The 14,916-nt window shown below is 75.8% G+C and carries 12 protein-coding genes; 11 read left to right on the top strand and 1 reads right to left on the bottom strand.

Translation table 11 applies throughout. From position 1 onward, the window contains the following. Positions 1-73: 73 nt before the first annotated feature. Positions 74-2,143: a glycogen debranching N-terminal domain-containing protein gene (locus AC3WUG_RS10980; RefSeq protein ID WP_492327690.1), complete on the bottom strand. Its 2,070-nt coding sequence runs from the start codon at positions 2,141-2,143 to the stop codon at positions 74-76. A 192-nt stretch (positions 2,144-2,335) separates the two neighbouring features. On the opposite strand from AC3WUG_RS10980, the gene AC3WUG_RS10975 reads away from it, so the two are divergent. The 11 genes from AC3WUG_RS10975 to AC3WUG_RS10925 all read left to right on the top strand — a co-directional run bounded on the left by AC3WUG_RS10975 (position 2,336) and on the right by AC3WUG_RS10925 (position 14,537). Continuing rightward, positions 2,336-3,364 (top strand): LacI family DNA-binding transcriptional regulator, encoded by a 1,029-nt coding sequence (locus tag AC3WUG_RS10975; RefSeq protein WP_492327689.1) that lies wholly within the window; start codon positions 2,336-2,338, stop codon positions 3,362-3,364. Positions 3,365-3,408: 44 nt separating this feature from the next. After that, a complete protein-coding gene (locus AC3WUG_RS10970; RefSeq protein ID WP_492327688.1) occupies positions 3,409-4,683 on the top strand; it encodes a sugar ABC transporter substrate-binding protein in 1,275 nt (424 codons plus the stop codon). A 4-nt stretch (positions 4,684-4,687) separates the two neighbouring features. After that, positions 4,688-5,878 carry a carbohydrate ABC transporter permease gene (locus tag AC3WUG_RS10965; protein WP_492327687.1) on the top strand — a complete coding sequence of 397 codons (1,191 nt, stop codon included), beginning with the start codon at positions 4,688-4,690 and terminating at the stop codon, positions 5,876-5,878. A 98-nt stretch (positions 5,879-5,976) separates the two neighbouring features. Further along, positions 5,977-6,795, top strand: coding sequence for a carbohydrate ABC transporter permease (locus AC3WUG_RS10960; protein ID WP_246855414.1), 819 nt, complete (start codon positions 5,977-5,979; stop codon positions 6,793-6,795). Positions 6,796-6,889: 94 nt separating this feature from the next. Beyond that, positions 6,890-8,344, top strand: a complete 1,455-nt coding sequence (locus AC3WUG_RS10955; protein WP_158372015.1) for a GuaB1 family IMP dehydrogenase-related protein — start codon at positions 6,890-6,892, stop codon at positions 8,342-8,344. A 132-nt stretch (positions 8,345-8,476) separates the two neighbouring features. Further along, positions 8,477-9,181 (top strand): type 1 glutamine amidotransferase, encoded by a 705-nt coding sequence (locus AC3WUG_RS10950; protein ID WP_492327686.1) that lies wholly within the window; start codon positions 8,477-8,479, stop codon positions 9,179-9,181. After that, positions 9,178-9,912, top strand: coding sequence for an NUDIX hydrolase (locus AC3WUG_RS10945; RefSeq protein ID WP_492327685.1), 735 nt, complete (start codon positions 9,178-9,180; stop codon positions 9,910-9,912). The genes AC3WUG_RS10950 and AC3WUG_RS10945 overlap by 4 nt, the downstream gene beginning before the upstream one ends. Before the next feature lie 171 nt (positions 9,913-10,083). Beyond that, a complete protein-coding gene (locus tag AC3WUG_RS10940; RefSeq protein ID WP_492327684.1) occupies positions 10,084-11,763 on the top strand; it encodes an MATE family efflux transporter in 1,680 nt (559 codons plus the stop codon). Next, positions 11,676-12,494 (top strand): EI24 domain-containing protein, encoded by an 819-nt coding sequence (locus tag AC3WUG_RS10935; RefSeq protein ID WP_492327683.1) that lies wholly within the window; start codon positions 11,676-11,678, stop codon positions 12,492-12,494. Before AC3WUG_RS10940 ends, AC3WUG_RS10935 begins: the two co-directional genes overlap by 88 nt. A gap of 209 nt (positions 12,495-12,703) precedes the next feature. Beyond that, positions 12,704-13,837: a phosphotransferase gene (locus AC3WUG_RS10930; protein WP_492327682.1), complete on the top strand. Its 1,134-nt coding sequence runs from the start codon at positions 12,704-12,706 to the stop codon at positions 13,835-13,837. Positions 13,838-14,114: 277 nt separating this feature from the next. Next, positions 14,115-14,537: a DUF1801 domain-containing protein gene (locus AC3WUG_RS10925; protein ID WP_492327681.1), complete on the top strand. Its 423-nt coding sequence runs from the start codon at positions 14,115-14,117 to the stop codon at positions 14,535-14,537. Positions 14,538-14,916: the final 379 nt, after the last annotated feature.

Genomic DNA, 14,916 nt, shown 5'->3' with positions numbered 1-14,916 from the left:
CCCGGGCGCGGGCGACGTGCCCGAGACCGGCGGCGGCTCCGGCACGGCCGGTGCGCCGGAGCCGCCGCCGCGCTCAGGACCGCAGGTGCACCGCCACGTCGGCCTCCGCCTCGACCTGGACCGAGCCGTCCGCGCCGACCCGCACCGCGAGCGGCGCGCCGCCCAGGCGCAGCCCGCGCACAGCCACCGCCCCGAGGGGCGACGGCACCGGCGGCGCCACGGTCAGCCGGCCGCCGGGCACGTCGGGCGCCAGCCCGAGCGCAGCGCCGAGCACTGACACCGCCGCCGCGGCCGACCAGGCCTGCGGGCGGCACGCCGCGGGGTACGGCACGGCGCGCGGGACGGTGCCGCGGGCGTCGCCGCCGTAGAGCTCGGGCAGCCGCTGGTCGAAGTCCTGCGCGGCCGCGAGCAGCCCCTCCGCGAGCGCCGCCGCCTCCCGGGCGTGCCCGGCGCGCGCCAGGCCCTGCACGACGATCGCGGTGTCGTGCGGCCACACGGCGCCGCCGTGGTACCGCAGCTCCCAGTAGCCGGCCGACTCGGTCGACATCGTGCGCAGGCCGTAGCCGGAGTCCATGTCGGGGCCGACGAGCCGCGCGGCGACCGCCGCCTCCTCCTCGGCGGACAGGATGCCGGTGCCCAGCAGGTGACCGATGTTCGACGTCACCGTGTCCACGACCCGCTTGTCCGCGTCCAGCGCGATCCCCGGGTAGGCGCCGCGCTCGTCCGAGGTCCAGAACGACGCCCGGAACCGCTCGGCCAGCGCGGCGGCCCAGGACCGCCAGCGGTCGCCGCCCTCGCGCCCGAACGCGTCGAGCAGCGCGGCGCCGGCGACGGCGGCCTCGTGGGCGTACCCCTGCACCTCGGCGAGGGCGATGGGGCCCGTCGCGAGCCCGCCGGCCTTCCACTGCACCGAGTCGCCCGAGTCCTTCCAGCCCTGGTTCGCCAGGCCGGACCCGCTCTCGTCGGCGTACTCGAGGAACCCGTCGCCGTCCGAGTCGCCGTGGTCGGACATCCAGGCCAGCGCGCGCTCCATCGCGGGCAGCAGCGCCTCGACCTCCTCGGCCGGCATGCCCCAGCGCCAGGCGTCGTGCAGCAGGCAGATCCACAGCGGGGTCGCGTCGACCGTGCCGTAGTACACCGGCGGCAGCACCGTGCCCTCGCCGGGCATGGACAGCTCGGCGCGGCGCACCTCGTGCAGGATCTTGCCGGGCTGCTCGGCGGTGGTGGGGTCGACCCTCGTGCCCTGCAGCGTCGCGAGCGTCCGCAGCGTGCCCGCCGCGAGCTCGGTGCCGAGCGGCAGCAGCATCCGCGCCGCCCAGATCGAGTCCCGGCCGAACAGGGTGAAGAACCACGGGGCGCCCGCGGCCAGGAACACGTCGTCCGGCGCGAACCGGGCGCTCAGGCGCAGCGTGCCGAGATCGGCCAGGGCCTGGTCGAGCAGGGCGGGCAGCCGGCGGTCCGCCGCCTCGACGTCCAGCGGCTGCCACTCCGGCTCCGCGCGGCGGGGCGCCGTCACCGGGCCGGCCGCGTCGGTGACGTCAAGGGTCCAGGCGACCGCGGCCGGCTCCCGGGTCGCCGCCTTCACGTCCCAGGCCAGCCGCACCGTCCCGTCGGCCGCCACGGCGACGTCCGCGCCCGGCGCGGACAGCACCGCCGCCACGTCCGCGTCGGCCTGCCAGCGCGCGCCGTCGGCGGTGCGCTCCGGAGTCGGCGCCGCCTGGACCGCCGCGCCCGACTTGATCCAGTCCATGGGCGTGCCGTCCGGGCGCAGCGCCACCTCGAGGCGCGCCGCCACGGGCTCCGCGGTCGAGCAGGACAGCGTCAGCGTCTCGGTGACCCGCCCCGGGACCACCTCGCGCAGCCGCTCCAGGCGCGCGGTGGGGTCCGCGCCGGGGCCGTCCACCGAGCGGGCGAGCAGCACCGTGCGGGCGCGGCCGGGGCCGTCCGCGCCGGACGCGACCGCCTCGGGCACGGCGCCGCCGACGGTCAGCCGGGCGCCGGCCAGGACCCGCACGTCGCCGTGGTAGACGCCCTGGGCGCCGCGGCCGTCCGCCAGGGCGATCTGGCCGTCGGCGTCCGACCACGCCTGCGTGGGGGCGTGGACGGCGACCATCAGGTCGTGCAGCAGGGGCTGGAGCTCCATGGGTACCTCGTCGTTCGGGAGGGGTGTGCGGTGGTCGGTGGCGGGGCCCGCCGAGACCGGATCGTGACCCGGGACGGCCCCACCCGGCTTGACAGGCCCGGGGGCGCTGGCAACTCTAGGGGCATCCGTTTGAGCGTTCCAATCGCAACTTGGAACGATCATATGCACACCGACCGACGCGAGGGAGCGCCCGTGGACGCCACGACGAGGCCGACGCTGGAGAGCGTCGCCCAGCGTGCCGGCGTGTCCCGCCAGACCGTGTCGAACGTGCTCAACGCGCCGCACCTGGTGCGCGCCGACACCACCGACCGGGTCCGCGCCGCCATCGACGCGCTCGGCTACCGGCCGTCCTCCGCCGCGCGCCAGCTGCGCACCGGCCGGTCCCGCGTCCTGGGGCTGCGCCTCGAGCCCGTGCACGACGGCATCAACGGCGCCGTGCTCGACCGGTTCCTGCACGCGCTCACGGAGAGCGCCCAGGCGCGCGGCTACCGGCTCATGCTGTTCACCGCCCCCGACGACGCCGGCGAGATCGCCCAGTACAGCGAGCTGCTCGACACGGCGGACCTCGACGGGTTCGTCCTCACCAGCACCCACCGCGAGGACGAGCGGGCCGCCTGGCTCGCGGAGCGGGACGTGCCGTTCGTGACGTTCGGCCGGCCCTGGGGCGCGCGGCCCGCGGACGCCGCCGCCCACCCGTGGGTCGACGTCGACGGCGCCGCCGGCACCCGCGCCGCCGTCGCCCACCTGCGCCGGCTCGGCCACGAGCGGATCGCCTACCTCGGCTGGCCGGACGGCTCCGACGTCGGCGAGGACCGGGCCGGCGGCTGGGCGGCCGCGATGGTCGACGCCGGACACGACGGCTCCCTGCTCCGCCGGCTGCACGCCCGCGTCCCCGACGGCGTCGCCGCCGGCGCCCAGGCGATCGAGCGCGTGCTCGCCGACGCCGCGCCCACCGCCGTGGTGTGCGCCTCCGACTCCCTGGCCCTCGGCGCCCTCACGGTCGCCCGGAGCCAGGGCACGACGCTCGCCGTCGTCGGCTTCGACGACACCCCCGTCGCTGCCGCCGTCGGCCTGACGTCCGTGGCCCAGCCGCTCTCCGAGGCCGCGCAGCGCGCGCTCGACCTGCTGCTCGACCAGCTCGACGGCACCGGGGGGACCCGCAGCCGCGAGGTCCTGCTGGCCCCGCACCTGGTCGAGCGCGCGTCCAGCCGCACCCCCTGACCACCCGACCCTCCGTGCACCACCCCCTGAAGGAGAGAACCCCCATGCAGCACCGCATCCCCGTGCGAGGACGGCGCCTCCTGGCGTCCACCGCCGTCGGCGCAGCCGGCATCCTCGCCCTGTCCGCCTGCGGCGGCGGCTCCGGCTTCGACGACGACGGCGCCGACGCCGCGTCCACCGAGGGCGGCGGCTCGCTCAGCATCCTCATCGGCTCGTCGGGCGACGCCGAGACCGACGCCGTCAAGGCCGCCGTCGCCGCCTGGTCCGAGGAGTCCGGCGTCGACGCCACCGTGCAGGTCGCCTCCGACCTGACCCAGGAGCTCAGCCAGGGCTTCGCGTCCGGCGACCCGGCCGACGTGTTCTACGTGAGCGCCGACCAGTTCCAGACCTACGCCGCGAACGGCTCGCTGTACCCGTACGGCTCGGAGCTGGACAACGCCGACGACTTCTACCCGTCGCTGGTCGAGCAGTTCAGCTACGACGACGAGCTCGTCTGCGCGCCGAAGGACTTCTCCACCCTCGGCCTGATCATCAACAACGCCGCGTGGGAGGCCGCGGGCCTCACCGACGCCGACGTCCCGACGACCTGGGACCAGCTGACCGACGTCGCCGGGAAGCTCACCACCGACGGCCAGGTCGGCCTCGGCTTCTCCGGCGAGTACGCCCGCGTCGGCGCGTTCCTCGCCCAGGCCGGCGGCACGCTGGTCAGCGCGGACGGCACCGAAGCCACGGCCGACTCCGCCGAGAACCTCGAGGGCCTCACCTACGTCCAGCAGCTGCTCGCGTCGGGCTCCGCGGCCTACGCCGCCGACCTCGGCACCGGCTGGGGCGGCGAGGCGTTCGGCACCGGCGCTGCCGCGATGACCATCGAGGGCAACTGGATCACCGGCGCCATGGAGAACGACTACCCGGACGTCGACTACCGCGTCGTCGAGCTGCCCGCCGGCCCGGCCGGCCAGGGCACCCTGCAGTTCACCAACTGCTGGGGCGTCGCCGCCGACTCGTCCAGCCAGTCCGACGCGGTCGACCTGGTGCAGTACCTGACCGCCACCGACCAGCAGCTCGCGTTCTCCGAGGCGTTCGGCGTCATGCCGTCCGTGCAGTCCGCGGCGGACGGCTGGAAGGAGCTGTTCCCGGAGATGACCGCGTTCATCGACTCGGCCGACTTCGCGCAGAACGTCGTCAACGCCCGCGGGGCCGCGGACGTCATCACCGACTTCAACGCCCAGCTCGAGGGCCTGAAGACCGGCGACCCGGCCGCGATCCTCGGCTCGGTGCAGACGAACCTGCAGGCCGTGCTCGACGAGAACGCGTCCTGACACCATGACCGCTGTGCCCGCGACGGCGCAGGTGCTCCGCCGCCGGTCGCGCGGCCCCGGGTCCACCCGGGGCCGCGAGGCCGCGTCGGGGTGGCTGTTCCTCACCCCGATGCTCGTCATCCTGGGGCTGTTCCTGGTCGTGCCCGTCCTCATGGCGCTCTGGGTCAGCCTGTCCGACTGGACCGGCCGCGGCAGCCCGCTGTCGTCCGACGTCGGGTTCGTCGGGCTCGACAACTACGAGCGCCTGCTGCTCGGCGGCGGCCTCGCCACCCAGGACTTCGGCACGGCGATGCGCAACAACGCGTACTACGTGCTGCTCGTCGTCCCGCTGCAGACCGCCCTCGCGCTGTTCCTCGCCACGATGGTCAACCGCGCCGCGCTGCGCGGGAAGGGCTTCTTCCGGACGGCGTTCTACTTCCCGTCGGTGACCTCGTCGGTCGCGATCACGGTGCTGTGGCTGTTCCTGTTCTCCGCCTCCGGCACGATCAACGCGATCCTCGCGAAGCTGTCGATCACCGGGCCCAACTGGTTCAACGACCCCCAGGGCGTGCTCCACCTGCTGCTCGGCACCCTCGGCGTCGACTCGGCGCCGGCCGCGCTGGCGCAGCACGGGTTCCTCGGCATCTCGCTGTGGGAGTGGGCCGCCGGCCCGTCCGTGGCGATGACCGCGTTCATCCTGCTGGCGATCTTCACCACCTCCGGCACGTTCATGCTGCTGTTCCTCGCGGCGCTGCAGGCCGTGTCGGCGGAGGTCGAGGAGGCCGCGCTGATGGACGGGGCCAACGCCCGGCAGCGGTTCTTCCGGGTCACCCTCCCGATGCTCAAGCCGACGGTGTTCACCGTCCTGACCCTCGGCCTGATCGGCACCTGGCAGGTGTTCGACCAGATCTACACGGGCACCCAGGGCGGCCCCGCGAAGACCACCCTCACCCCGGCGTACCTGTCGTACACGGCGGCGTTCCAGAACAACGAGTGGGGCCGCGGCGCCGCCATCGCGTTCGTGCTGTTCGCGATCATCGTGCTGCTCACCGTCCTGCAGCGGGTCGTGCTCCGGGAACGCGACGTTCCCCGGCGCAAGCGGTTCCACCGGACCCCGCCCGCTCCCCCGGCCGCCGTCGCCGCGACCGCCGCCACGACCGGCGGGCCCGGCGCGGGCAGCACCACCTCCACCTCGACGACCGGGAGCGACCGATGACCGCCGCCACCGTCACCAGCGGCACCCGGGGGTCGTCCCGGGGCACGGCCGGGCGCTCCGGCGGCGTCGCCGTGCGGCCGCGCCGCAGCCGGCGCCGGATGCTCGCGACGTCGTTCACCTACGCGGTGCTCGTCGTCCTGGCGATCCTGTACGTCTACCCGTTCCTCATCCAGGTCGCGACGTCGTTCAAGACCGACGCCGAGGCCGCGCAGAACGCGATCTCGCTGATCCCGCAGACCTGGTCCACCGCGGCGTACGAGCGGCTGTTCCTGCGGTCCGACTTCCCGCTGTGGTTCCGGAACTCGGTGGTCGTCACGGTCGTCGTCACGATCGGGCGGGTGTTCATCAACTCGCTCGCCGGGTACGCGCTGGCGCGGCTGCGGTTCCGGGGGCGCGGGCTCGTGTTCGCCGGGCTCGTCGCGGTCATGGCCGTGCCGAACGTCGTGCTGCTCATCCCGAAGTTCCTGGTGATCAAGCAGGTGGGCATCTACAACTCGTTCGCGGGCCTGATCATCCCGCTGCTCGCGGACGCCGCCGGCATCTTCATCATGAAGAACTTCTTCGAGTCGATCCCGCCGTCGGTCGAGGAGGCCGCCCGCATGGACGGCGCGGGGACGTTCCGGGTGTTCTGGTCCGTCGTGCTGCCGATGGCCCGGCCCGCGCTGGTCACCATCGTCATCCTGTCGTTCCAGGGCTCCTGGAACGAGCTGTCGCACTTCATCGTCGCGTCCCAGGACCCGCAGCTGGTCACCCTCACCAAGGGCGTCGCCCAGCTGGCGTCCGGGCAGCTGTCCCAAGGCACGCAGTACCCGCTCAAGCTGGCCGCCGCGGCGATCATGACGATCCCGGTCGCCGTGCTGTTCTTCATCTTCCAGAAGCGGATCATGAACCAGAGCGCCGGTGCTGTGAAGGAGTAGTGCCCGTCCCGCGGGGCCCCGGTGCGGGGTCCCGCGGTCCCGGGTGGGTGCCGCACGGCGCCCGGTAGCATCGGGCGGAAAGGGGAACACACCTATGCGCTTCCTGCCCGGGCACCAGCCCTCCTCCGACCTCACCTACGGCGACGTCTTCCTCGTCCCGTCGCGGTCCGAGGTCGCCTCCCGCTTCGACGTCGACCTGTCGTCGACCGACGGCACCGGCACCACCATCCCGGTCGTCGTCGCCAACATGACCGCCGTCGCCGGCCGCCGGATGGCCGAGACCGTGGCGCGCCGCGGCGGCCTCGCCGTGCTGCCGCAGGACGTCCCGACCGACGTCGTCGCCGACGTGGTCGCGTCCGTCAAGGCCAAGCACACCGTCGTCGAGAGCGCCGTGGTCGTGTCCCCGCAGGACACCGTGCACACCGCGCTCACCCTCATCGGCAAGCGCGCGCACGGCGCCGCGGTCGTCGTCGAGGGCGACCGGCCGGTCGGCGTCGTCACCCCCGCCGACTGCGAGGGCGTCGACCGGTTCACCCAGATCGCCGACGTCATGTCCGGCGACCCGACGACCGTCGAGCTCTCCGTCGTCGAGTCCGGCGGCACCGCCGGCCTGGAGGCCGCGTTCGAGCGGCTGCACGGCTCGCGCCGCAAGTTCTCCCCCGTCGTCCGCGACGGCCGGCTCGTCGGCGTGCTGACCCAGGTCGGCGCGCTGCGGTCCTCGATCTACACGCCGGCGCTCGACGCGCAGGGCCGCCTACGGGTCGCCGCCGCCGTCGGCGTGAACGGCGACGTCAAGGGCAAGGCGGCCGCGCTGCTCGACGCGGAGGTCGACGTCCTCGTCGTCGACACCGCGCACGGCCACCAGCGCAAGATGCTCGACGCCCTGGAGGCCGTCCGCTCGCTCGACCCGCGGGTGCCCGTCGTCGCCGGCAACGTCGTCACCGCGGAGGGCACGCGCGACCTGATCGCCGCGGGCGCCGACATCGTCAAGGTCGGCGTCGGCCCGGGCGCGATGTGCACCACCCGGATGATGACCGCCGTCGGTCGGCCGCAGTTCTCCGCCGTCCTCGAGTGCGCCGCCGCGGCCCGCGAGCTCGGCAAGCACGTCTGGGCCGACGGCGGCGTGCGGCACCCCCGCGACGTCGCGCTCGCCCTGGCGGCCGGCGCCTCGCAGGTCATGGTCGGGTCCTGGTTCGCCGGCACCCACGAGTCCCCCGGCGACCTGCACGCCGACGGCGACGGCCGGCTCTACAAGGAGAGCTTCGGCATGGCCTCCGCCCGCGCCGTCGCCGCCCGCACCCGCGGCGGGTCCGCGTTCGACCGCGCGCGCAAGGCGCTGTACGAGGAGGGCATCTCCTCCTCGCGGATGTACCTCGACCCCGAGCGCCCCGGCGTGGAGGACCTCGTCGACCGGATCACCTCCGGCGTGCGGTCCTCCTGCACCTACGTGGGCGCGACCTCGCTCGACGAGTTCGCCGAGCGCGCCGTCGTCGGGATCCAGTCCGCCGCCGGCTACGACGAGGGTCGCCCGCTGCCCGACGGGTGGTGACCGGCGCGACCGCGGTGCGACCGCGCCGCGTGCCGAGGTGACGGACGGGCCCGGGCCCGGGGTGCGGCAGCCCCGGCCCGGGCCCGCCGTCGTCCCGCGGGTGCCGGGCCGCGCACCGGTTAGGGTCGGCCCGTGAGCCAGCCGCGTCCCGTCCTCGTCCTCACGCACGTCGCGCACGAGGGGCCGGGCCTCGTCGCCCGCGCGCTCGACGGCCTGCCGATCACGACGCGCACCGTCCTCGACGACCCGTCGCCGCGGCTGCCCGCCGTGGCCGACCTGGCCGGCCTCGTCGTCATGGGCGGACCGCAGGACGCGGACGACGACGCCGGGCACCCCGGCCTGGCCGCCGAGCGCCGGCTGCTGGCCGAGGCCGTGGACGCGGGCCTGCCGACGCTGGGCGTGTGCCTCGGCATGCAGCTGCTCGCGCTCGCGCTCGGGGCGCCGCTGCACCGGCGGCACGGCACCGAGATCGGCTTCGCGCCCGTCGACGTCGTCGCGCACGACCCGCTGCTCGCCCCCGCCGGCCCGCGGCCGACCGTGCTGCACTGGCACTCCGACGCCGTCGACCTGCCCGCCGGGGCCACCCTGCTCGCGTCCACGGGGACCACCCCCGTGCAGGCGTTCCGCGCCGGGTCCGCGGTCGGCACGCAGTTCCACCTCGAGGTCGACCCAACGGTGCTCGACCTGTGGCTGACGACCCCGCAGATGGTCGCCGACCTGGAGCCCGACGAGGTCGCGGCGATCCGGCTGGGCTCGCGGCAGCACCTCGCCGCCCTGCGGCCGGGCGCGGACCTCGGACTGGCGTCGTTCGCGGCGGCCGTGCGGGAGCGGGCGTGACGACGGGGCTGGCCGCCGGGCCGGGCTCGGGCGGGGCCACCGGGGCGCTGGCCGACCTGGTCGCGCTCTGCGCCGAGCGACCGGTCTGGGCCCCGGACCCCGAGCGGGCCTTCGACGCGCCGCCCCCGGGCCGGGAGGCGGCGCACGCGCGGCCGGTCCGGCAGTCGGCGGTGCTGGTCCTCTTCGGCGTCCTCGACGCCGCGGACGCGCGCGCGGACCACCCCGCCGTGCCGGCCGACCTCGACGTGCTGCTCACCCGGCGCTCCCCCACGCTGAGCCACCACCCGGGCCAGGTGTCGTTCCCCGGCGGCGGCATCGACCCGACCGACGCGGGCCCCGAGGCGGCTGCGCTCCGCGAGGCCCGGGAGGAGACCGGGCTCGACCCGGCGGGGGTCCGCGTGCTGGGCACCCTGCCGCTGCTGCCCGTCACCGTGAGCCGCAACCTCGTCACGCCCGTGCTCGCGTGGTGGGACCGCCCCTCGGCCGTGGCGGCGGCCGACCCGGCGGAGACCGTCGACGTGTTCCGGGTGCCGGTGGCCGACCTGGTGGACCCCGCGCGGCGGGTGACGACCGTCCTGCGCCGCGGCGGCCACGAGTGGCGCGGGCCGGCCTTCGACGCCGACGGCGTGCTCGTGTGGGGCTTCACCGCGTTCATCCTCGACCGGCTCCTCGACGCGGTCGGGTGGGCCGTCCCGTGGGACGAGGGCCGGACGGTGCCCGCGCCGGTGTGACGTCGCCCGCAGCGGCCGGTCGAACGGGTGGGATCGCCCGGACAAACCTCTGGTCAACGGCCGTCGAAACGATACGATCGGTGCAGCGGCGCGACGGCACGACCGGAGACCGCCCCTCCCCCGCTCGACCGATCCCCACCCACCCCCGCCCTGCCCCGGAGCACCCTCGTCATGGCCAAGGTCCTGACCGCCGGCAGTCCCTGGCGCGTCATCCTCGTGTTCGCCGTCCCCCTGCTGGTGGGCAACGTCGTCCAGCAGCTCTACCAGTTCGCCGACGCGGTCGTCGTCGGCCGCCACCTCGGCGTCGACTCGCTCGCCGCGGTCGGCGCCACCGGCAGCCTGCTGTTCCTGCTGCTCGGGTTCGCCTGGGGCATGACCTCGGGCTTCGCCATCCCCACCGCCCAGGCGTTCGGCGCCCGGGACGCGGCCGCCGTGCGCCGCTCGGTCGCCGCGGGCACGATCCTGACCGGCGCGACGAGCGTGCTGCTCACCATCGGGGCACCCTTGCTGGCCGGGCCGGCGCTCGCGCTGCTGCAGACCCCCGAGTCCCTCATGGCGGAGGCGACCACCTTCGCGCAGGTGAGCTTCCTCGGCGCGGGCGCGATGATGTTCTTCAACTTCCTCGCCGCGGTCATCCGCGCGATCGGCGACTCCCGGACGCCGCTGTGGTTCCTCACGCTGGCGTGCGTGCTCAACGTCGTCCTGGTCGTCGTCATGGTCGGGCCGATGGGCCTCGGCGTCGGCGGGGCCGCGCTCGCGACGGTCGTGTCGCAGGCGCTGTCGGTCGCGCTGTGCCTGGAGTACGTCCGGCGGCGCGTGCCCGTGCTGCACGTGCACCGCGCGGACTGGCGCGTGCCGCGGGCCGAGCTCGCCGAGCACCTGCGCCTTGGGCTGCCGATGGGGTTCCAGGCGTCGATCATCGCGATCGGCACGCTCGCCGTGCAGGTCCGGCTGAACACCCTCGGCGCCGACGCCGTCGCCGCGTACACGACCGCCGCCCGCGTGGACGGCCTCGCGGTCGCGCTGCTGCAGTCGCTCGGCCTCGCGGTGTCGATGTTCGTCGCGCAGAACCTCGGCGGCGGGCGTCCCGACCGCATCCGGCAGGGCGTCGTGCAGGCGTCCTGGCTCGCGGTCGCGGGCTCGGCCGTGCTGGGCGTGGTGCTGTTCGCGTCGGGTGCCTCGCTGGTGCGGCTGTTCGTCGGCGACGGCGCCCCCGAGGTCGTGACGATGGCGACCCAGTTCCTGCACATCAACGCCGCGCTGTACGCGGTCCTCGGCGTGCTGTTCGTGCTCCGCGGCGCGCTGCAGGGCCTCGGCCGCACCGGGGTGCCCACGCTCACCGGCGTGATCGAGCTGGTCATGCGGGTCGGCGCCGCGATCGTGCTCGGCGCGGCCTTCGGGTTCGTCGGCGTCGTGTGGGGCAACCCGCTCGCCTGGGCCGGGGCCGTGGTGCTGCTGGTGCCGGCGTACCTGCGGGCGCACCGCGCGCTCGGGCGGCAGCCGATCGCGCCGCTCGACCGGGTCGGGGCGACCCCGGTGCCGGTGCCGGTCGAGGGGCCGACCGACGGGTCGATGGTCGTCGACGCGGTCGTGCCGCTGCCCGCCGAGCCGGACGCCGGCGCGGGGACGGGCGCCGGCACGGGCGTCGGCGGCGCGGGAGCTGCCGGCGCGGACCCGGCGGCCCACGGCGTCCCCACCCCGCGCGCGGACCGGACGACGCCCTCCGGCGGCGGGACGACGTACCCGCCACCTAGGCTGCCCGCATGCACGAGTTCCTCGCGGGCGCCCGCCTCCTCGGCGGCGGTTGGTCCTGGTGGCGGCGACGACCGGGCGCGATGGCGCGCGGGCTGATCCCCGCGGCGATCGTCGGCGCCGTCGTCCTGGCGGCGCTGACCGCCCTCGTGGTCAACCTCGACGCGGTCGGCGAGACGCTCACCCCGTTCGCCGACGGCTGGTCGCCCGGTTGGGAGCGCACCGCCGAGCTCGCCGCGCAGGGCGTGGTCCTGGTGTCCGCGGTCGTGCTCGTCGTCGTGACGTTCACCGCGCTGACGCTCGCGGTCGGCGAGCCGTTCTACGACCGGATCTGGCGCGCGGTCGAGCAGGACACCACCGGCACCGTCCCCGAGGGCTCGACCGGCGTGTGGCGCGGCGCGGCCGACGGCGTGGCGCTCGTCGCTCGCGGCCTCGTCGCCGCCGCGGTCGCGGGGCTGCTCGGGCTCGTGCCGCTCGTCGGCGCGCCCCTCGGGTGGATCGCGGGCGTCGTCCTCACGGGCTGGGTGCTCGCGCACGAGCTGTCGTCCCGCGCGCTCGTCGCCCGCGGGCTCTCGCGCCGGGAGCGCGACGCGCTGCTCCGCGCGCACCGGGCGCGGGCTCTCGGCTTCGGCGTCGCGACGCAGCTGTGCTTCCTCGTCCCCGGCGGGGCGGTGGCGACGATGCCGGCCGCCGTCGCCGGGTCGACGCTGCTCGCGCAGTCGGTGCTGCCGCGTGGGGTGGCGCCGCTCCCCGTGCCGGCGCGGGCGTCCGGCACGGGCGAGGTCGGCTCGGCACGGCCGCCGGCCGGGGGCGACGCCGGGCGCCGCTGACCGCCGGCGTCGGCGAGGACGTCCGCGCCGTCCAGGACGTTCGCGCCGTCGAGGGCGGAGCCGCACGGCACCGGGTCGCGACCGGCCCGCCGGCCCGCCTGGTCGCTCCCTGCGCCGGTGTCCGACGGGCAGCCGTGGGACGAGTAACCTGACCGGTCCGCCCGGGCGCGCCGTCCGGGGTCCGCCGTGCCGCATCCGAGGAGCCCGCCGTGCCCGTCAAGCCGCCCGCCGAGGTCGACCTCACCACCGACCTCGTGCGCGCGCTGCTCCAGGACCAGCACCCCGACCTCGCAGCCCTCCCCCTCCGGCTGGCCGCCCACGGGTGGGACAACGCGACGTTCCGGCTGGGCGGCGACCTCGCCGTCCGGCTGCCGAGGCGCGAGGTCGCCGCGCACCTGATCGAGCACGAGCAGCGCTGGCTCCCGACGCTCGCCGCGCTCTGCCCGGTCCCCGTGCCCGCGCCCGTGCGGGTCGGCCTGCCGGGCCCGCGGTTCCCGTGGTCGTGGAGCGTCGTGCACTGGGTCGGCGGGGTGCACGTCGCCGACCAGCCCGTCGCCGAGCGCACCGCGTGGGCGCCCGAGCTCGCCGAGGCGCTGGTCGCGCTGCACGTGCCAGCACCGGCGGGCGCGCCGGTGAACCCGTTCCGCGGCGGCGCGCTCGCCGGCCGGGCCGCGACGCTGGAGGCCCGGCTCGACGGCGGCCACCTCGACGCCGCGATCGCGGCGGCGGCTGAGGCTGCGGCGCCGGGCGCGGCAGCGGGCGCAGCGGACGGGAGCACGGGCGCGGCGCACCGGGTGACGGACGCCGCAGGCGAGGCCCCGGGCCCTGGCGCAGCGGAGCGGCGCACGGGGCCGGCGGACAGAGGTGCTGGGCCGGTGGGTGCGGACGCCAGGGCAGCGAGCACCGACACGAGCGGATCGCTTGCTCCCGCCAGGACGTCGGGCGGCCGTTCGCGTCTCGATGCCGTCTGGCGGGATGCGCTGCACGCCCCGGCGTGGCCGGGGCCGCTCGTCTGGCTGCACGGCGACCCCCACCCCGGTAACCTCGTCGCCGCGGGCGGTCGCCTCGCAGGCCTGCTGGACTTCGGCGACATGACGGCCGGCGACCCCGCGTGCGACCTCGCGACCGCGTGGCTGACCTTCGACGCCGACGGCCGTGCCGCCTTCCGGGCACGCGCCGACGCCGTGTCCGACGCCCGCGGCCCGCGCGACCCCGGCCGCTGGCGCCGCGCCGCCGGGTGGGCGCTGGTCATGGCCTCGGCGCTGGCGACCCACGGGGACGACGACCCGGTCATCGCCGCCGCCGGGTCCCACGCCCTCGCGGAGCTCGTCCGCGGCGACTGACCCCGGCTGGCGTCACCGGTCGTGGACCGCCGACCCAGGCAACCGGCGCCTGCCGTCGAGCGCCGCCCCCGCAGCCGACGCCGACCGTCAAGCGCCGAGCGCCAAGCGCCAAGCCACGACACCTGAACCGACACCGACACCGACACCGAGAGCGACACCGATCGTCGAGCGCCGCCCCACCGCACCAGCACCGATCGTCGAGCGCCGACCACCCACCGTCGAGCGCGGACCGACGGAACCCCCGCCCATCGCCGGGCGCCTCCGGCATCATGGACGCATGGCCGACTCCCCGAAGACCGCGCCGACCGACGCGGACGTCGACGAGTTCCTCGCCGCGGTGCAGCCCGAGCGCCGACGCCGGGACTCGCTACGGGCACGCGACCTGCTCGAGCGGATCACCGGGGAGCGCGCGGTGCTGTGGGGGCCGTCGATCGTCGGGTTCGGCAGCACGCACTACCGGTACGCGTCGGGCCGCGAGGGCGACTGGCCGCCGGTGGCCTTCGCCCCCAGGAAGACGGCGCTCACCCTGTACCTGATGGACGGCCTGGAGGCGCACGCCGACGACCTCGCGACGCTGGGGCCGCACACGGTCGGCACGGGCTGCCTTTACGTGAAGGACCTCGACGCCGTCGACCAGCCGACGCTCGAACGCATCCTCACCCGCAGCTGGAACGCCCGCGGCAGCAACCCTCGAGCGTGACCCCGCCGCACCTCGGTCGCCGACTCTCCGTTCCGGTACTCCACACGACAGCGGCGCCGCAGTCCACGAGTGGAGACTCGCCGACGTGCCGCCGCGACCAGAACCCGAGCACTCGCGCCACCGAGTGGGCAGGAGATGCTGCCTCCAGCGGGCGGACAGCAGCATCTGCTGCCCACTCGGTGACTTGGGCGGGCTCGGAGCGGCCCCGCTACGAGCAGGTCGTCGCGCGTGTGCCGGCGCTCGCGCGAGCATGCCGCGGTGGCGGGGTTCTGGGGAAACAGAAAGAGCCACCCCCGAAGGGATGGCTCTTTCTGAAATGATGTCCGGCGGCGTCCTACTCTCCCACACCCTGGCGAGTGCAGTACCATCGGCGCTGAAG

Source organism: Cellulomonas sp. EB106-03-03-XG116, from assembly GCF_058792015.1.
This window is presented reverse-complemented; position numbering and strand designations above follow the sequence as displayed.